Source organism: Bradyrhizobium sp. B124, assembly GCF_038967635.1.
Lineage (GTDB): Bacteria > Pseudomonadota > Alphaproteobacteria > Rhizobiales > Xanthobacteraceae > Bradyrhizobium.
Genome location: NZ_CP152413.1, coordinates 3,484,404 through 3,501,872 on the forward strand (window position 1 = coordinate 3,484,404; position 17,469 = coordinate 3,501,872).

A 17,469-nucleotide genomic window follows, 5' to 3' on the forward strand; every position below is an offset into this window, starting at 1 on the left:
GTGTAAAATGTACAGGGGATTGATCACTGCAACCGTTCTTGCCGCGAGCATCACCGGTGCAAGCGCGGCGACGCTCGACACCATCAAGCAGCGCGGCACGCTGGTGTGCGGCGTGTCGACCGGCTTTGCCGGCTTCTCGGCGCCGGACTCGCAGGGCAACTTCAAGGGCCTCGATGTCGACTATTGCCGTGCGCTTGCCGCCGGCGTGCTCGGCGATGCCAATAAGGTGCGCTACGTCGCGCTGACCGCGCAGAACCGCTTCACGGCGCTGCAGTCCGGCGAGATCGACGTGCTCTACCGCAACTCGACACAGACCTATCTGCGCGGCACCACGCTCGGCCTGCGCCAGGGTCCGGTCAATTTCTACGACGGCCAGGGCTTTGTGGTGAAGAAGGACCTCGGCGTGAAGGAGCTGAAGGATCTCAAGGGTGCCACCGTCTGCGTCGCGCAGGGTACCACGCATGAGGTGACGCTCGGCGATTACGGCCGCGCCAACGGCATCGACTGGAAGCCGCTGGTATTCGACCGCCCCGACACCATGTACCAGACCTTCTTCGGCGGCCGCTGCGATGCCATGACCCAGGACGCCTCGGCGCTCGCCGGCGCGGTCGCGACCGCCGCGCCAAAGGCGGAAGATTACGTCGTGCTGCCGCAGACCATCAGCAAGGAGCCGCTCGGCCCGTTCACCCGCAACGGCGACGAGGTCTGGAGCGACATCATCACCTGGCTGCATTACGGCCTCGTCGAAGCCGAAGAGCTCGGCGTCACCCAGGCCAATGTCGACGAGATGACGAAGTCGCAGGTCCCGGCGATCCAGCGCCTGCTCGGCGCGTCCGGCGATCTCGGCTCGCGGCTCGGCCTCGACAACAAATGGCTGGTCGCCGCGATCAAGGCCGGCGGCAATTACGGCGAGATCTTCGAGCGCAATGTCGGCAAGGCAAGCCCCTTGAAGCTCGAGCGCGGCCTCAACGGCACCTGGAGCAAGGGTGGCTTGATGTACGCGATCCCGTTCAAGTAACCGATCACCTCGCCCCGCATACGGGGAGAGAGCCCCTCACCCCAACCCTCTCCCCGCGAAGAGCGGGGAGAGGGAGAAGAAAACAGCGAACATGCGCATCACCCTCATTCATGCCCTGAAGCACTCGATCGTCCCGATCGAGGCCTCATTCGCACGCCATTGGCCGGAGGCGCGGCTGATGAACCTGCTCGACGACAGCCTTTCGGCCGACCTCGCGCGCGACGGCAAGCTGACCGAGCGCATGACCGAGCGGTTCCTCACCATGGGCCGCTACGCAGTGAGCACCGGCGCCGACGGCATTCTCTTCACCTGCTCGGCGTTCGGGCCTTGCATCGAGGCCGTGGCGCGCGCGCACGCGCCGAGGCCGGTGTTGAAGCCGAACGAGGCGATGATCGAACAGGCGGCGGCGAAGGGGAAGCGCATCGGCCTGCTCTCGACCTTCCCGCCGACGCTCGTGTCGATGCCGCCGGAATTTCCAGCGTCGGTGACGCTGGTGCCGAAACTCGCCGAGGGCGCGCTGGCGGCGCTGGATCGCGGCGACCGCGCCGAGCATGATCGCATCGTGGTCGAGGCAGCCAAGGACTTGCGCGATTGCGACCTGATCGCACTCCCCCAGTACAGCATGGCGCCGGCGGCCGAACGCGTCGCGGAAGTTACCGACCGCGAGGTGCTGACGACGCCCGACAGCGCGGTCAGAAAGCTGAAGGCGATGCTCGTCGGCTAGCGCCGCTGCGTAGGGTGGATTAGCGCAGCGTAATCCACCGCGGCAGAGGAACAGTGGCGGATTACGCCTTCGGCTAATCCGCCCTACAGTGCCTACCCGCCTGCGTCATTCACGTTCAGATCGACGCCCTGCGGATCCTTGATGGTCGACACCGTGATCAGCGAGATCAGCGACAGCACCGCGATATAGACGCCGACGCGCCAGGACTGGCCGTAGGTGCCGATGATCCACTGCGCGATCATGGGCGCGAAGGCGCCGCCGAAGACGGCACCGAGTGCGTAGCCGATCGAGACACCGGAATAGCGCACCTTGGCCGGAAACAGCTCGGCATAGAGCGCCGCCTGCGGGCCGTAGGACAGACCGAGCGCGATGGTGAGACCGACGGCGCTGATGAAGAACAGCAGCAGGTTCTTGCTGTCGATCAAGAACCACATCGGCACCGCCCACAGCACCATCAACCCGTAGCCGATCTGGAAGCAGCGCACGCGGCCTATTTTGTCGCCGAGGATGCCGCCGAGCAGCGTGAAGATGAACCAGCTCACCGCCGCCAGCGTGCCGATCAGCAGCAGCTGCTCCGACGGCATCTTCAGCGTGTTGGTGCCGTAGCTGATGATGAACGCGATCAGGATGTAACCAGCCGCATTGTTGGCCATGAAGATCAAGGCGGTGCGCAGGATCTCCTTGCTGTGATTGCGCATCAATTCCCGCAGCGGCGCGGAGGATTCCTTGTGCCGCCGCTGCATCACCAGGAACACCGGCGATTCCTCGACGGTGCGCCGGATCACGATGCCGACGACGATCAGGAGGATCGAGAGCAGGAACGGAATCCGCCAGCCCCATTCGATCATCGCCTGCTTGCCGAGCGTCGCGGTCAGCACCCACAACACGCCGGTTGCCAGGATCATGCCGAGCGGCGTGCCGATCTGCGGGAACGAGCCGAAGAAGCTGCGCTTGTCGCGCGGCGCCGATTCCACCGACATCAGCGCCGCGCCGCCCCATTCGCCGCCGGCCGAGAAGCCCTGCAGGATGCGGAGAAGAATCAGGAGTGCCGGCGCCCAGGCGCCGATCTGCGCGTAGGTCGGCAGCAGACCGACCAGCGCGGTCGCAGCGCCCATCAGCAGCAGTGTGACGACGAGCATGTTCTTGCGGCCGAAGCGGTCGCCGAGATGGCCGCAGACGATGGCCCCTAACGGGCGGAACAGGAATGAGAGGCCGAGCGTCGCGAACGAGACGATCTGCGCCAGCAGCGGATTGTTCGCGTTCATCGGCGCAAAGAACAGCGCGCCGAACACCAGGCCCGCGGCCTGGGCGTAGACGAAGAAGTCGTACCACTCGATCGTGGTGCCGACGAGCGTTGCGGTGAGGACCTTGCGCTCCTCATCCGACAGCGTAGCGCCGCGCGAGCGCGCGGAGATTTCGATGGACATTTGGCCTCCCCAAACCCGTTCTTGTCCGTACGGGCATGATCGGCCGCGATGCGCCCTGCCCCGCACGGATGCTGGTACCCGGATAGCAGAGCTTCCGGCGCAGGACGAGTAAAATAGTTGCAGAAGCAACGATATAGCACCAGCCGACGGCCTCGCGGCCGGTTCCATGACCCGGCTACCTCACCCGCCGCCGACGGTCTCCCATCCCAAAACGCCGATTGTGCAATGCAGCAAGGCCGCTATGCTGGGAGTCTCCAAGAGGTTTTAAGTGTCTGACATCAATGCCGATGCCTGGGTGTCCTCAGGCCACCGCCCGATGGGCTTCCGGAATTCGTCGTCGTCATCGCCTCCATCATGGCGCTCAACCCGCTGGCGATGGACATGATGCTGCCGGCGCTGCCGAACATCCGGTCCGCGTTCCAGATCGCCGACGCCAATCGTCCGCAAATGGTACTGTCGATCTTCCTGGTCGGCTTCGGCGTCGGCCAGTTCGTGATGGGCCCGCTGTCGGACCGCTTCGGCCGCCGCCCGGTGCTGCTCGGCGGCATGACCGTCTACACGATCGCCGGGCTGCTTGCGATCATGGCGCCCTCGTTCGAAACGCTGCTCCTGGCGCGCGCGCTGCAAGGGCTCGGCACCGCGGCAACCCGCGTGATCGCGACCTCGATCGTGCGCGACTGCTATGCCGGACGGCGGATGGCGAGCGTGATGTCGCTGGCGATGATGGTGTTCATCGCGGTGCCTGTCATCGCGCCGTCATTCGGCCAGGCGGTGATGCTGCTGACGCACTGGCGCGGCATCTTCGTGCTCTTGATGATCTACGGCGTGATCGCGCTGGCCTGGAGCGCGATGCGGATGCCGGAGACGCTGCCGCTCGAATTGCGCAAGTCGCTGGCGATCCCCGAGGTGCTGTCCGCGTTTCGTCAGACCGTCACCAACCGCCAGACGCTCGGCTACGCGCTCGCCGCCGGCGGCGTGCAGGGCTCGCTGTTTGCCTTCGTGTTCTCCTCGCAGCAGATCTTCACCGAGGTCTTCAAGCTCGGACATTACTTCCCGGTCGCCTTCGCCGCGTGTGCGGTCGGCGTCGCGATCGCCGGCTTCCTCAATTCGCGCATCGTCGGCCGCATCGGCATGCGGGTGATCTCGCACGCCGCGCTGACCGGTTTTGCCGTCGTCGCCGGCGCGCTGTTCCTCGCCGTGAAGACCGACACGCTGTCGCTGCCGCTGTTCATGGTCCTCGCCGGCCTGATGATGTTCGCATTCGGGCTGATGATGGCGAACTTCACTGCGCTCGCGATGGAGCCGCAGGGCAAGATCGCCGGCACTGCGTCCTCGCTCTACGGCACCATCACCACCCTGCTCGGGATCGGCGTCGGCACCACGATCGGCCAGGACTACGACGGCACGTTGCTGCCGTTTGCGACCGGCTTCTTCCTCTGCACACTGGCCGCGCTCGCCGTGGTGCTGGTGACGGAAAAGGGCCGCATGTTCCGGCCGCATCATCATCCGATTTGATCGGTAGCCCGGATGGAGCGAAGCGAAATCCGGGACGGTATCGCCTGCGGCACGGGCCCCGGATTTCGCTTCGCCCATCCGGGCTACGCAATTGTGTAGGGTGGGTTAGCCGAAGGCGTAACCCACCAACTTTCTCGCGAGTGGAGCGGCGGATTACGCTCCGCTAATCCGCCCTACAGTGCCGGCGTTGGTCCGCGCCCGCACCGGCGCAGCCGCACGCCGCGTCGCCGCAAATCCCTCCATCCCGAGCTGCCACTGCAAGCCGACGATCGTGCCTTTGGTCGGCTGCAATAGTCCGAGCGCGCTGAACAACGTGAACGGCAGCCAGATCGCCAGTTGCAGCCAGGCCGGCGGCGCGTAGGTCATCTCCATCCAGAGCAGCGCCGGCACCACGACGTGGCCGACCACGACGATCACGAGATAGGCCGGGAAATCGTCCGCGCGCTGCGGGGTGAAGTCCTCGCCGCAGACCTCGCAATGGTCCGCCACCTTGAGGAAGCGACCGAACAGATGGCCGCGCCCGCAGTTCGGGCACTTCATCGTGAAGCCGCGCCACATTGCCTTGGGAAGGGAAACTGTCTCCGTCATGACCGTCGTCCTTGACCTGATCTGATGATCCATACAATATGAATTATGGAGCATACAATCAAAGACAAAGCGCCAAATTGCATGGATTGGATCCCTACAGTTTCGGAATGGCACGGCCCGATGTTCCTGCGCATCGTCGATGCGCTCGCCGCCGATATCGCGAGCGGCCGGCTGGTGCGCGGTCAGCGGCTGCCGACCCACCGCGCGCTGGCGTCGGCGCTCGATATCGATCTCACCACGGTGACGCGCGCCTATGGCGAGGCGCGGCGGCGCGGACTGCTCGACGCCCGCGTCGGCCAGGGCACCTTCGTCTCGGAGACCACCGCGCGCGCGGCGTCCGACCTGCCCGCGCCGGTCAACATCGACCTGTCGATGAACCTGCCGCCGCAGCCGGTCGAGGCCAATCTCGACCTGCGCATCGCGCAGGGGTTGGCGACCATCCGCTCCGAAGCCGGGTTCTCCGCCTATCTCGGCTATGCGCGCCCCGGCGGCACCGCTGACGAGCGCGACGCCGGCGCCGCGTGGCTGCAGCCGCGTGTGCCGAACGCATCGGCCGACCGGATCGTGATCTATCCGGGATCACAGGCGATCATCTTCAACGCGCTGCTGGCACTGACTTCGCCGGGCGATGTCGTGCTGACCGAGGCGTTGACGTTTCCCGGCATCAAGGCCGCGGCGGCGCGGCTCGATGTCCGCCTGGTCGGCGTTGCGATGGACGCTGAAGGCGCCAGACCCGACGCGCTCGACGAAGCCTGCCGCAAGCACAAGCCGAAGGCGGTGTATCTGGTGCCGACGCAGCAGAATCCGACTACGGCGACGATGAGCGCCATCAGACGCAAGGCGATCGCCGAGATCATCAGGAAGCGCGGCTGCGTCCTGATCGAGGACGACGTCTACGGCCCGCTCGAGCCGCAGGTGGCACCGATCGCCACGCTGATTCCCGAACGCACCTACCTCGCCGCGAGCATCGCCAAATGCATCGCGCCGGCCTTGCGCGTCGCCTATCTGCTGGCGCCCGATGCGAGCGCCGAGCAGCGGATGCGCGCCGGCATGCAGGCCACCATGCAGATGCCGCCATCGCTGATGGTCGCGCTGGTCACGCAATGGCTGCGCTCCGGCGTCGCCGCCGACATCATCCGCGCCATCCGCAACGAGGCGGCGGCGCGCCAGCAGCTCGCGGCCCGCTTCCTCAAGGGCGTCACCTATGCGGCGCGGCCGGCGAGCCACCATCTCTGGATGCCGCTGCCGAAACATTTCGACGGCACCGACCTGCTGTCGCACCTGATGCGCAATGGCCTCGCCGTGGTCGGCGAAGACGCCTTTGCGGCAGGCGATGCCGCGCCGCGCGGCTTGCGCGTCTCGCTCGGCGCCGCGCGCAATCGCGCCGAACTGAGCCAGGCGCTGCAGGTGCTGTCGAACGCCGTGCGCACGCCGGTCGGCGCCACGCAAATTGTATGAATTTCAACTATCGTTAGGGAATAAACTCGCCCGAAAATGATTATGGTGCGGGGGCGCCTGCGCTAAAACCGCGGCGTCCAGGGCATCAGGCAGGGGCGGCTTTCAATGTCAGGCGGATACGATCGAGCATTCCACACTGCCGTGCGGACGCTTCGTGAGGCTGTGACCGCGATCTTGTGTCTTGCATTTGTCACATCAAGTGCCGTGCGCGCCTCCGATGCCCCTGCCCCGTCGCCGGAGAAGCTCGAACGCATCACCGCGTTCTTCGACAACGAGGTTGCGACAGGAAAAATTCCAGGCGCCGCCATCCTGATCCAGCAGCACGGCAAACCGGTCTATCTGAAGACTTTCGGCTATCGCGACGTCACGACCAGGTCGCCGATGCGGCCGGACACGATGTTCGCGCTGCATTCGATGACCAAGCCGATCACCAACACCGCCGCGATGATGCTGGTCGACGAAGGAAAGCTGGCGCCGCAGGACCCGCTGTCGAAATACATACCGGCGTTCGCCGACGTGAAGGTCGGCATCGAGCCGGATGGCGGAAACGATCTCGGCAAGCTCGAGCTGGTGCCGCCGATCCGCCCGGTCACCATCGAGGACCTGATGCGGCATACCTCGGGCATCACCTACGAATATATCGGCGCCGACTGGATCCAAAAGCTCTATCGCGCAGGACATCTGTTCGATGGCAAGTTCGACAACAAGGAATTCGTCGCGCGGCTCGCCAAGCTACCGTTGTCGCGGCAGCCGGGCACGATGTGGCGCTATGGTCATTCCACCGACGTGCTCGGCCGGGTGATCGAGATCGTCGCGGGCAAGACGCTCTATCAGTTCGAGAAGGAGCGCATCTTCGATCCCCTGAAGATGAACGACACAAGATACGTGCTCGATGCGGAAACCGAACGGACGCGGCTGGCCGAGCCGCTGCCCTCGGACACGATCCTGATCGCGGGCGAGAACGACCGGCGCGCGCATCCGGAGTGGGAATCCGGCGGCGGCGGCCTGGTGTCGACCATCCTCGATTATGCGCGCTTCGCGCAGATGCTGCTCAACGGCGGCGAGCTCGACGGCAAACGCTATCTTAGCCCCTTAGCCTTCAAGACCATGACGACGGACCATATCGGGCCGGGCTCCGGCGTCGGCCGCGACTATTGGTACTTTCCGGGCGACGGCTTCGGTTACGGCTACGGCATCGCCGTGCGCACCGATCCCGGCATCGCCAAGCCGCCGCCGCCCGGCTCGATCGGCGAACTGAAATGGGACAGCGGCAGCGGCACCTATTTCGGCGTCGATCCGAAACTCGACATGATCTACATCATGCTCGAGCAGACCCAGAACGAACGCCAGCGCATCACGCCGGCGTTCCGGAAGCTGGTCTACGACGCGTTCAGCCCGGACTGAGCGCCGCACCACTGTCGTCCCTGCGAAAGCAGGGACCATACTCCGCAGCGGATGTTGTGACCGGGACTCGTCGTTCCAGCAACGCAAGATAATCAGCATCAGTGGTTATGGGTCCCTGCTTTCGCAGGGACGACATTGAGTTTGTTGCAGGGCTCGCGGTGCATTCGTTGCAGACGAACGCACACTCATCCGCAAACAGCCCGATCCGTGGTTCGAATCCGATTGCACCATCGTCGGCGAGCCCATCGATGACGCCAGCGCAGCACACGCATTGGTGGCACGCCGCCAATTCCCGTTCCATGACGCGCCCTCCGGCGCTCGCTGCTTCCCTCTCTGCAGCTTTCCTTGCGCTATATACTATCGTATATATCGAGGCGACGAGGCAGGCGGGTGAACAATCCGGTCGGGAACCCTGCAGACAACAACCATCGACCGGAGACGATCGCCTCACAATTCCTGCCTGGTCCAACCAGGTTCATTGAGGAAACGCGATCATGATAAAGAAGAACGGCGACGCGGCACATCCGCGCGCAACGGGAGAACTGCTCAAGACCCGCCGCGCATCGCTTCTGAGCACGGCAGTCATCATCCTTGCGCTCGGCACAGCCGGCATCGCCCGCGCCGAAACCGCTCCGGTCGGAGTTCCCGACAAGAGTTTTCCGGAGAGCGTGACCTCGACCTCCGACGGGACGCTTTACGTCGGCAGCTTCAACCATGGCGGCGTGACCAAGATCTCGGGCGGCAAGGCCGAGCAACTGGTCAAGCCGGGTGCTGCGGACAGCCGCTCGACCTTGGGCGTGCTCGCCGACGAGAAGAGCGGGACGCTCTATGTCTGCTCCAACGACATCAGCGCGATGGGCGTCGCGGGGCCGAGCGACGCCAAAGGCGCTTGGCTGAAGACCTTCGATCTCAAGAGCGGCGCGCCGAAGGGCAGCTTTGCCCTGAGCGACCCGAAATCGTTCTGCAACGACATCGTGGTCGGCGCCGACGGCACCGCCTATGTCAGCGATTCCTTCGCGCCGTTCGTCTACAGCCTGAAGCCCGGCGGCACGGCGCTGGCGACCTTCGCGACCGATCCGCAACTCGCGCCGGCCAAGGACGGTGTCGGGCTCGACGGCATCGCGATCGGCGCCGACGGCAACCTCTATGTTACGACCTTCATTCCGGCCAAGCTGTTCAAGATCGAGATGAAGGACGGCAAGGCGGGCGCCGTGACGGAGCTGAAGCCGTCGCGGCCGCTCGACCATGCCGACGCGCTGCGCGCCCATGGCGGCGGCTTCCTGCTGATCGAGGGCAACGGGAAGCTCGACAAGGTCACGGTGAAGGGGAGCGAGGCAACCATCGACACCATCAAGGATGGTCTGGCCGAGCCGGTCTCGGTGACGCAGGTCGGCGATGTCGGCTGGGTCGCCGAAGGCAAGCTGTCCTATGTGATCGGCGACAACAAGGGCAAGGACCCCGGCCCGTTCAAGCTGACGCCGGTGGCGCTGCCGAAGTAGCGGCGGGCTGAGTCTCACGGCAAACTCGGTGCACCACTCCCGCTAGCGCGGTCAAGACGAGCGAAGCTCGCTCCTAGGTCGGATCGCATCGATAGATGCGATCCGGCTCCTCACCATGAGGGTCTACAGTCTAGCCGCGAAACAAGCCGTCATCCTGAGAGGATGTGAGGCGATATCCTCGTCCACCGCTGTCATCGCCCGGCTTGATGTGCGGACCGGGGACATGGGTAACACCGTTCGGAGACATGGGTAACGGGTTCATTTTGAATCGGTCCGTAGGTCGATGGATGCGATCTGGTTGGCTCCGAAGTAGACACCGAAGGTTCCGTCCGTGGCGAGTGGCCTGATGGCCAGGAGTTCGCCTCGGAAGGCTTCGGGAACGCGCCAGCGCCGCTTGCCGAAGCGGAGATTGGCCTTGAGCTGGCTGGCCCTCCGCACGATTGCCCCTTCCTCGTATTCGGGCTCAGGCAACTTGTTCGGCAACGAACGAAGGCTTGGCCGATACCGTTTCGCGGGCACATCGTAGTCCAGTGATTGGTGCGGTCGCTCGGTGTTGTAGACGTGCCGCCAGCGGTCGAATGCCTTTTGCAGATCGCGCGTGGTTCTGAACGTTGTCATGGACAGGACTTCGGTCTTCAGCGTGCGATGGAAGCGCTCGTTCTTGCCCTTGGTCTGAGGATGATAGGGACGGGCATAGATGACGTCGACGCCAAGCTTGAGCAGCCAGACCCGGAGTTTGGTCCATCGGACCTCGGAGCAGGTGCCCCAGGGCACGCCGTTGTCGACCAGGAACGCATTTGGCAAGCCGTAGCGGCGAAAGGTCTGCTCGAGATGCTGCTGGACCGTCTCACTCTGCTCGTTGGTGCAGGCCTGCAAGCACAGGGCGTAACGGGAATGATCATCGACCATGGTGAGCGGATGGCACATCTGCCGGTCGCCCAAGGGGAAGCGACCCTTGAAGTCCATCTGCCAGACGTCGTTGGGAGCCGGATGCTCGAAGCGGATGTATTGCGCCGGCTGGGCAGGCGGTGGAACGCGCTCATGCCGAGCCAGAATCACGTGGATCGTCGAGGCCGAGGGGAGGCTTTTCTTCCGGTCCTGAAGGCGATGGCGGATCTTGCGAGCCCCCCATGCGGGATGCGCATCTCGAACCTCCAAGACGGCCGTTTCGATCGCCGTCGAACTTCGCGCCGGAGAGGCATGCGGTCGCCGGGGCCGATCCCGGGCCCAATCCTTCTCCGTAGCCTCTGCGGCGGTCGCCCTTGCCAGCCACTTGTAAGCCGTCTTCGGACTGATCTGGAAACGACGGCACAGCTCCCGCCGGTTCACATCCGGCTGCTGGAACAATCGAACGAACTCTTTCCTCTGGTCCATGAGTGACACCTCGCGCCACGGCATGTCGGCCTCCCAAGCCATTCCATGCCGTCGATGTGTTACCCATGTCTCCGAACGGTGTTACCCATGTCCCCGGTCCGCACACTTGACCGGGCGATCCAGTACGCCGCGGCTTCTCGGCTCAAGCGCCGGCGCCTCTGGAATACTGGATCACCCGCATGCGCGGGTGATGACACTGCGCAAGCAGAGGGGCGTCTACACAATTTCGGAATAATGGAAGAATACCGCTGATTTGCCCGACGAGTCAAGTTGGCGTGTCCGCCGGCAGCCACCGGCTACTTTGCATGGGGTTGTTTTCGATATTTTGGCGGCGTGCCCCAGCAACTCGGCACCGATGCGGTCGCACCATGTCATCCGCTAGATCACATAAAACCCATGCGTGCCGTCACGGCGCAGCTGGTCGACCAGGCCGTACTCCCAATCGAGATAGGCCTGCATCGCCTGCTCTGCGACGCCGGTCCCTTCATAGGGACGCCGGTAGCGGTGCGCGGGATCCGGCTTCGGCACAACGCGCGGCGGCCCGACTTCCAGCGCGCCGTCATAGCCACCCTCCAGTACAGAGACCTCCCAGCCCATCTGCGCGAGCCAGGACGCCGTCATGTCGGCGCGGATGCTCTTGTCGTCGGTCAGCACGATGCGGGCGCCGCGCACCGGCGCGGCCATATCGATTTCCTGCACCAGCTGGCCGCCTGCATAGTGGCGGAAGCCGGCCAGATGACCGGCGGCGTATTCCTCGGCGTCGCGGACGTCGAAGCGATACAGCGTGCGGTGTGCGTCGTTTTTCAGCGCCGCGAGTTCAGCCGCGCCGATGCGGCGGACGCCGGCGCGATAGGCGACGTCGCGGGCATTGTCGGCGGCACCTTCGAACGGCCCGACGTCGCCGCGCTTGCCGGAGCCGTGTTCGAGATCGTGTTTCGCGAGCGTCCAGCCGATCGTGCCGTTGCGCAGCGCCCGCACCTTGTTCGGCAGTCCGGCATTGATCAGGGACTGCGTGCCAATGATCGAGCGGGTGCGGCCGGCGCAGTTGACAATGATGGTGGTGTCGGGATCGGGCGCCGCGCGCCCTGCGCGCAGCACCAGCTCCGCGCCGGGCACGCTGACCGAGCCCGGGATATTCATGGTGGCGTATTCGTCGAAACGACGAACATCGAGGATCGCAATGTTGGCCTTGTCCGATATCAGCGCGGCGACCTCGTCGGCGCTCAGCGAGGGCGTGTGCCTGCGCGACTCGACCAGCTCGCCGAAGGCCTTGGCGTAGGAATTGACGTCCTCGAACACCTCGTAGCCGGCCGCCTTCCAGCCCTGCAAGCCGACTGCGAGCGCCGCGACGTTGCTGTAGCCCAGCGCCTGCAACGCGCCGGTCGCGGCGGCGACCAGTCCCTCGCCATTGTCATAGAGAACGATCGGCACATCCTTGCGCGGCAGTCGCAGCTCGGCTTCGAGCGCGATCCGGCCGGCGGCCATGTTGGCGGCAAACAGCGGATGGCCGGTGGCGAATTCCGCCTCATGCCTGACGTCGAGCAGCGCGATTTCCTGGCGCAGCAACAGCGTTGCACGGATGGTCTGGGGTGTGACGGAAGAAATGGTCATGGGATGCCGGCCTTGGGCAGGAAATGCGCAGGCCTGCTCTAGGCCGAAATCGCGCGCCGTCAATAGCCTTAACCAGCCCGCAACCCCGATCTTCGGAGGCCGGGATTCGGGGAACGAAAATCCGCCATCCTGCTTTGCCCAACCGGGGCGCGCTTGCTAACGTTCCAATCGGCCCCGTGGCGCCGATCAGGCCTTCCGGACAAGAGAAGGTAGCGGGGCGACGGCTGGAGTTCTGGGAGGATGACCATGAGATCAGTCGGAAATGAACCATTGTCGCGTCACGCCCTCGCCTATGTGCTGGCCGGCGGACGCGGCAGCAGACTTCAGGAGCTCACCGACAGGCGCGCCAAGCCGGCGGTGTATTTCGGCGGCAAGTCCCGCATCATCGATTTCGCACTCTCCAACGCCGTGAACTCGGGCATCCGCCGCATCGCGGTGGCGACCCAGTACAAGGCGCACAGCCTGATCCGACACCTGCAAGGCGGCTGGAACTTCTTCCGCCCGGAACGAAACGAGAGTTTTGACATCCTGCCCGCAAGCCAGCGCGTCTCCGAGACCAACTGGTATCTCGGCACGGCGGACGCCGTGTATCAGAACATCGACATCCTCGAGGCGCACGGCACCAAATACATCCTGGTGCTCGCCGGAGACCATATCTACAAGATGGACTACGAGGTGATGCTGAAGCAGCATGTCGAGAGCGGCGCCGACGTCACGGTCGGCTGCCTCGAGATGCCGCGCACCGAATCCAGCGGCTTCGGCATCATGCATGTCGACGACAACGGCCTGATCCAGTCGTTCCTGGAGAAGCCGGCCGATCCGCCGCCGATGCCCGGCAAGCCCGACAAGTCGCTCGCCAGCATGGGCATCTACGTGTTCGACTCGCAATTCCTGTTCGATGAATTGCGCCGCGATGCCGCCGATCCGAATTCCAACCATGATTTCGGCAGGGACATCATTCCCTATATCGTCAAGCACGGCCGCGCGGTGGCGCATCAGTTCAACGATTCCTGCGTCCGTTCCGGCGACGATCCCCGCTCCTACTGGCGCGATGTCGGCACCGTCGACGCCTATTGGGGCGCCAACATCGATCTCACCGACGTCGTGCCGGAGCTCGATCTCTACGACCGCGCATGGCCGATCTGGACCTATGCCGAGATCACCCCGCCCGCCAAATTCGTCCACGACGAGGACGGACGGCGCGGCCAGGCCGTCACCTCGCTGGTCTCGGGCGCCTGCATCATCTCGGGCGCGGCGCTGCGCCGATCGCTGCTGTTCACCGGCGTCCACGTCAATTCCTACGCCAATGTCGAGAACGCGGTGATCATGCCCTATGTGAATGTCGGCCGCGGCGCGCGGCTCAGAAACGTCGTGATCGATCGCGGCGTGCGGATTCCGGAAGGGCTGGTGGTCGGCGAGGATCCCGAGTTCGACGGCAAGCGCTTCCGCACCACCGAGAACGGGATCACGCTGATCACGCAACCGATGATCGACAGGCTCCCGACATGACGCCCATCCGCGTCCTCGCGGTCGCTTCGGAAGTCTACCCGATCGTCAAGACCGGCGGCCTCGCCGACGTGGTCGGCGCGCTGCCGGCGGCGCTGAAGCAGTACGGCGTCACGACGCGGACGCTGGTGCCCGGCTATCCCGATGTGCTCAAGGCGCTTGCCTCGGCGGAGACGTTGCTGAACTGGGGAGAATTTTACGGCGGGCCGATCCGCGTGCTCGGCGGCACCCATGACGGCCTCGATCTCTATGCGCTCGACGCGCCGCATCTCTATGCGCGCCCCGGCAATCCCTATGTCGGTCCCGACGGACGCGACTGGCCCGACAATGGCATCCGCTTCGCAGCGCTGTCGCGGATGGCGGCCGAAATCGGCCGGGGTGCGATCGAGGGCTTCGTCCCCGACATCGTGCATGCGCATGACTGGCAGGCCGGGCTCGCGCCGGCTTATCTGCATTATGGTGGGCAACCGCGGCCGGGCACGGTGATGACCGTGCACAACCTCGCCTATCAGGGGCAATTCTCGCCGGACATGCTGGCTGCGTTCGGTCTTCCGGGCGAGGCCTACTCGCTTCACGGCGTCGAATATTACGGCACCATCAGCCTGTTGAAGGCCGGCCTGCAATTCGCCGACCGCATCACCACGGTGTCGCCGACCTATGCACGGGAGATCCAGAGCGACGACGGCGGCATGGGGCTCGGCGGCCTGCTGCGCGAACGCTCCGACGTGCTGAGCGGCATCCTCAACGGCATCGAGATCGACGTGTGGAATCCGGCCACCGATCCCGACATCGCGGCGCGCTTCAGCGCCGGGCAAATCGCGGAGCGCGCCGCCAACAAGGCGGCGCTGCAGCAGCGCTTCGGGCTCGAGCCGGCACCGGATGCGATGCTGCTCGGCGTCATCAGCCGGCTGTCATGGCAGAAGGGCCTCGACCTGCTGCTGGAGAACATTCCGACATTGCTCGGCGAAGGCATTCAGCTCGCGCTGCTCGGCAGCGGCGATCGCGATCTGCAGGATCGCTACGCCGCGCTGGCGCGCGACAACCCCGGACGGATCGCCGTCGTGATCGGCTATGACGAGGCGCTGGCGCATCTGATCCAGGCAGGCTCCGATGCGCTCGCGGTGCCGTCGCGGTTCGAGCCGTGCGGCCTCACCCAGCTCTGCGCGCTGCGCTACGGCGCGGTCCCGATCGTTGCCAATGTCGGCGGCCTTGCCGACACCGTGCTCGGCTTCGACGAAGCCGCGGCCACAGGAAGTCCTGCAACCGGCGTCAAGTTCGCACCCGTGACCTCGGAGGCGCTCGCCCACGGCTTGCGCACAGCGAACCTGCTGTTCAACGACAAGGTGACCTGGCGCCGGCTGCAACAGGCCGGCATGGCCACCGATGTCTCCTGGCACAATCGCGCCGGCCGCTACGCCGCGCTCTACCGCGAACTCGCCGCGGCGCGAGGATGACGCGCGATCAATTCAACAGGTCGTAGGACGCGATGCGGTTGATATCGGCGAGGCGTCGGTCGGGATTGCCCTTGAGATCGAGGCTTGCGACGAGATCGAGCAGGCGGCCATAGGCGCGGTCGGCGACCGCGACCGGCAGCGGCTCCTCATCGAAGGCCTCGATGTAATTGCCGACGAGACCACTCAGCAGCCGGCACATCGCCCGCTGCTCGGGCTGATGCCGGCTCAAGGTCTCGAGTTTTTCCTGGAGCGTTCGGTAGGTCCGCAGGCCGTGGGGTTGCTGCGAAAGCCAAGTATGCAAATCAGGAGCGTGCAAAACAAAATTTGGTAAATCAGTCATATCAGCCTCTTCAAGCAGGAGAAGAAGCTACCGGTTTATATAGCCGATCACGGTTCCGCGCCATGACGAATTTTGCATGTATCCCCTGCCCGGCTGCGCAGGCCGTGTCATCGGATTGGCGCGCAGCATAGCTAAAGTATCCTGGTTTTGATCAAAGTCGCGCGAGTGCCGGCAGGATCCTGTAGCGCGCGATCTCGTGCGGGTAGTCGCCGCGATTGGCGAGCAGCACGATGCCGAACCGGCGCGCCGGCACCAGGCCGATATAGGCCGAAGCATTGTTGAGGCCGCCGGGCTTGTCGATGACGGTGACGCCGTCCCGCCGCACATGTTCCCACGCCATCGCCTGCCCGAACGTCGCATCGACACGAAAACTCTCGCGCATGGTCACCTGCAATGCCGCGCGCAATTCGGGATCGATCACCGCGCCGTCGAGACAGGCGCGCAGCAGCATGCCGAGATCACGCGCCGACGAGAACATCTGGCCGGTGCCGGGAAAATCGTAGTAGCTCTGCTGATTGCCGGGCGAACCGATCGCCGTGCCGTCATGGGAGTAGCCTTGGACCATGCGCTGCATGATCTCCGGCGCCATCGCCGCACGATTGTCCTCGCCACGATCCGGAACAAAGGTCGAGGTCATGCCGAGCGGCTTGAGGATGCGACTCTCGATCAACGTCGCGATCGGCATGCGATAGCGCTGCTCCAGCACCAGCTGCAGCAGGACATAGCCGGCATGGCTGTAGATGCGCTGCTTGCCCGGCTGCACGCCTTCGGGAGGCATCCAGGCATTGAGCATCGCGATGAACTGATCGCGGCTGAAGGCCTCGTTCGGCCATGGCGGATGATCGGTCGGCAGCAGCAGCCCCGATGTATGGTTGACGAGCTCGCCGACCGTGACGCGGCTGACATAGTCGCCGCGCAACTCGGGCAGATACTTGCCGACGGGATCGTCCAGCCGCAATTCGCCGCGCGCGGTGCCGAGTGCGACCAGTGTCGCCTCGAACAGCTTGCGCAGCGAGGCGAGATTGAACAGCGTGTCCGAGGTGACCGGCCGCTTTGCCGCAGTGTCGGCGAAGCCGTAGTTGAAGAAGGCGACCCGGCCGCCGGCATAGACCGCCGCGGCCAAGCCCCCCGGATCGGCTGCGGTCGCGGTCGGCGCCAGTTCCGTCGTGACGATGTCCCTGATCTGCGCATCCATGTCCGAATCAGCCCGCGCTGCCGTCAGCACGCTAGCGGCAACGGCAAGCAGGACGGCCGCGATCCGGACGAAGAGCCATTGTCTCATGTAGAACGAATTCGGGACGATGTTGCGATGTGACCCGCAGGCGGACCTGTTCAGCCATCGAGAAATGGCGACATCGCGATCCTAGCGGTGGAACCCACGCGTCCGAATTCACGATCGCGCGTCTTGCACCGTTTCCCATTCCGACTGGGGAACGGGCGGCCCGATCGCTGTTCCGGCGGTCACTCCCGGAAACCACGATCGCGACCGCCCTCCCACTCCAGCCACGGCGCGGGAACTGCAATGGAACTAAAAAAATGCGGACGCTTGAA

The 17,469-nt window shown here is 64.8% G+C and carries 13 protein-coding genes and 1 pseudogene; 8 read left to right on the top strand and 6 right to left on the bottom strand.

The window, feature by feature from the left end; all coding sequences use genetic code 11:
* Positions 1 to 7 precede the first annotated feature (7 nt).
* Positions 8 to 1,018 (top strand): amino acid ABC transporter substrate-binding protein, encoded by a 1,011-nt coding sequence (locus tag AAFG13_RS16730; protein WP_212311547.1) that lies wholly within the window; start codon positions 8 to 10, stop codon positions 1,016 to 1,018.
* 91 nt (positions 1,019 to 1,109) lie between these two features.
* On the top strand, positions 1,110 to 1,742 hold the full coding sequence (locus AAFG13_RS16735; protein WP_342712677.1) for an arylsulfatase: 633 nt from the start codon (positions 1,110 to 1,112) through the stop codon (positions 1,740 to 1,742).
* A 92-nt stretch (positions 1,743 to 1,834) separates the two neighbouring features.
* Here the strand turns inward: AAFG13_RS16735 and AAFG13_RS16740 are convergent, their stop codons facing one another.
* Complete coding sequence (locus AAFG13_RS16740; protein WP_342712678.1) at positions 1,835 to 3,169, bottom strand: MFS transporter; 1,335 nt, start codon at positions 3,167 to 3,169, stop codon at positions 1,835 to 1,837.
* Between the two features lie 268 nt (positions 3,170 to 3,437).
* Between AAFG13_RS16740 and AAFG13_RS16745 the strand changes: the two are divergent.
* Positions 3,438 to 4,684: pseudogene (locus AAFG13_RS16745) on the top strand (multidrug effflux MFS transporter).
* Positions 4,685 to 4,837: 153 nt separating this feature from the next.
* Here AAFG13_RS16745 and AAFG13_RS16750 read toward each other — a convergent pair.
* Entirely contained in the window at positions 4,838 to 5,272 is a 435-nt protein-coding gene (locus AAFG13_RS16750) for a DUF983 domain-containing protein (protein WP_342712679.1), read from the bottom strand.
* A gap of 81 nt (positions 5,273 to 5,353) precedes the next feature.
* On the opposite strand from AAFG13_RS16750, the gene AAFG13_RS16755 reads away from it, so the two are divergent.
* The 3 genes from AAFG13_RS16755 (at position 5,354) to AAFG13_RS16765 (ending at position 9,633) form a co-directional block, all read left to right on the top strand.
* The gene (locus tag AAFG13_RS16755; RefSeq protein WP_342712680.1) at positions 5,354 to 6,730 is read left to right on the top strand and encodes a PLP-dependent aminotransferase family protein; all 1,377 of its coding nucleotides are present in this window, start codon (positions 5,354 to 5,356) and stop codon (positions 6,728 to 6,730) included.
* A 174-nt stretch (positions 6,731 to 6,904) separates the two neighbouring features.
* Entirely contained in the window at positions 6,905 to 8,134 is a 1,230-nt protein-coding gene (locus tag AAFG13_RS16760) for a serine hydrolase domain-containing protein (protein ID WP_342712681.1), read from the top strand.
* A gap of 494 nt (positions 8,135 to 8,628) precedes the next feature.
* On the top strand, positions 8,629 to 9,633 hold the full coding sequence (locus tag AAFG13_RS16765) for a hypothetical protein (RefSeq protein WP_342712682.1): 1,005 nt from the start codon (positions 8,629 to 8,631) through the stop codon (positions 9,631 to 9,633).
* Positions 9,634 to 9,891: 258 nt separating this feature from the next.
* Here the strand turns inward: AAFG13_RS16765 and AAFG13_RS16770 are convergent, their stop codons facing one another.
* The gene (locus AAFG13_RS16770) at positions 9,892 to 11,031 is read right to left on the bottom strand and encodes an IS481 family transposase (protein WP_342712683.1); all 1,140 of its coding nucleotides are present in this window, start codon (positions 11,029 to 11,031) and stop codon (positions 9,892 to 9,894) included.
* Positions 11,032 to 11,385: 354 nt separating this feature from the next.
* Complete coding sequence (locus AAFG13_RS16775) at positions 11,386 to 12,618, bottom strand: rhodanese-like domain-containing protein (RefSeq protein WP_342712684.1); 1,233 nt, start codon at positions 12,616 to 12,618, stop codon at positions 11,386 to 11,388.
* A gap of 246 nt (positions 12,619 to 12,864) precedes the next feature.
* On the opposite strand from AAFG13_RS16775, the gene glgC reads away from it, so the two are divergent.
* Together glgC and glgA are read left to right on the top strand one after the other, a co-directional pair.
* The gene (gene glgC, locus AAFG13_RS16780) at positions 12,865 to 14,127 is read left to right on the top strand and encodes a glucose-1-phosphate adenylyltransferase (RefSeq protein ID WP_173641338.1); all 1,263 of its coding nucleotides are present in this window, start codon (positions 12,865 to 12,867) and stop codon (positions 14,125 to 14,127) included.
* Complete coding sequence (gene glgA, locus AAFG13_RS16785; protein WP_342712685.1) at positions 14,124 to 15,578, top strand: glycogen synthase GlgA; 1,455 nt, start codon at positions 14,124 to 14,126, stop codon at positions 15,576 to 15,578. The genes glgC and glgA overlap by 4 nt, the downstream gene beginning before the upstream one ends.
* Before the next feature lie 7 nt (positions 15,579 to 15,585).
* Here the strand turns inward: glgA and AAFG13_RS16790 are convergent, their stop codons facing one another.
* Positions 15,586 to 15,918 (bottom strand): hypothetical protein, encoded by a 333-nt coding sequence (locus tag AAFG13_RS16790; protein ID WP_342712686.1) that lies wholly within the window; start codon positions 15,916 to 15,918, stop codon positions 15,586 to 15,588.
* A gap of 151 nt (positions 15,919 to 16,069) precedes the next feature.
* Positions 16,070 to 17,200, bottom strand: coding sequence for a serine hydrolase (locus AAFG13_RS16795; protein ID WP_212311559.1), 1,131 nt, complete (start codon positions 17,198 to 17,200; stop codon positions 16,070 to 16,072).
* Positions 17,201 to 17,469: the final 269 nt, after the last annotated feature.

Excerpts from the sequence above, each read along its gene's own strand:
- AAFG13_RS16795 (WP_212311559.1), bottom strand. The coding sequence starts at position 17,200 with ATGAGACAATGGCTCTTCGTCCGGATCGCGGCCGTCCTGCTTGCCGTT.
- AAFG13_RS16750 (WP_342712679.1), bottom strand. The coding sequence starts at position 5,272 with ATGACGGAGACAGTTTCCCTTCCCAAGGCAATGTGGCGCGGCTTCACG.
- AAFG13_RS16730 (WP_212311547.1), top strand. The coding sequence starts at position 8 with ATGTACAGGGGATTGATCACTGCAACCGTTCTTGCCGCGAGCATCACC.
- AAFG13_RS16765 (WP_342712682.1), top strand. The coding sequence starts at position 8,629 with ATGATAAAGAAGAACGGCGACGCGGCACATCCGCGCGCAACGGGAGAA.
- AAFG13_RS16770 (WP_342712683.1), bottom strand. The coding sequence starts at position 11,031 with ATGCCGTGGCGCGAGGTGTCACTCATGGACCAGAGGAAAGAGTTCGTT.
- AAFG13_RS16790 (WP_342712686.1), bottom strand. The coding sequence starts at position 15,918 with ATGACTGATTTACCAAATTTTGTTTTGCACGCTCCTGATTTGCATACT.
- AAFG13_RS16740 (WP_342712678.1), bottom strand. The coding sequence starts at position 3,169 with ATGTCCATCGAAATCTCCGCGCGCTCGCGCGGCGCTACGCTGTCGGAT.
- AAFG13_RS16755 (WP_342712680.1), top strand. The coding sequence starts at position 5,354 with ATGGATTGGATCCCTACAGTTTCGGAATGGCACGGCCCGATGTTCCTG.
- AAFG13_RS16775 (WP_342712684.1), bottom strand. The coding sequence starts at position 12,618 with ATGACCATTTCTTCCGTCACACCCCAGACCATCCGTGCAACGCTGTTG.
- glgC (WP_173641338.1), top strand. The coding sequence starts at position 12,865 with ATGAGATCAGTCGGAAATGAACCATTGTCGCGTCACGCCCTCGCCTAT.
- glgA (WP_342712685.1), top strand. The coding sequence starts at position 14,124 with ATGACGCCCATCCGCGTCCTCGCGGTCGCTTCGGAAGTCTACCCGATC.
- AAFG13_RS16735 (WP_342712677.1), top strand. The coding sequence starts at position 1,110 with ATGCGCATCACCCTCATTCATGCCCTGAAGCACTCGATCGTCCCGATC.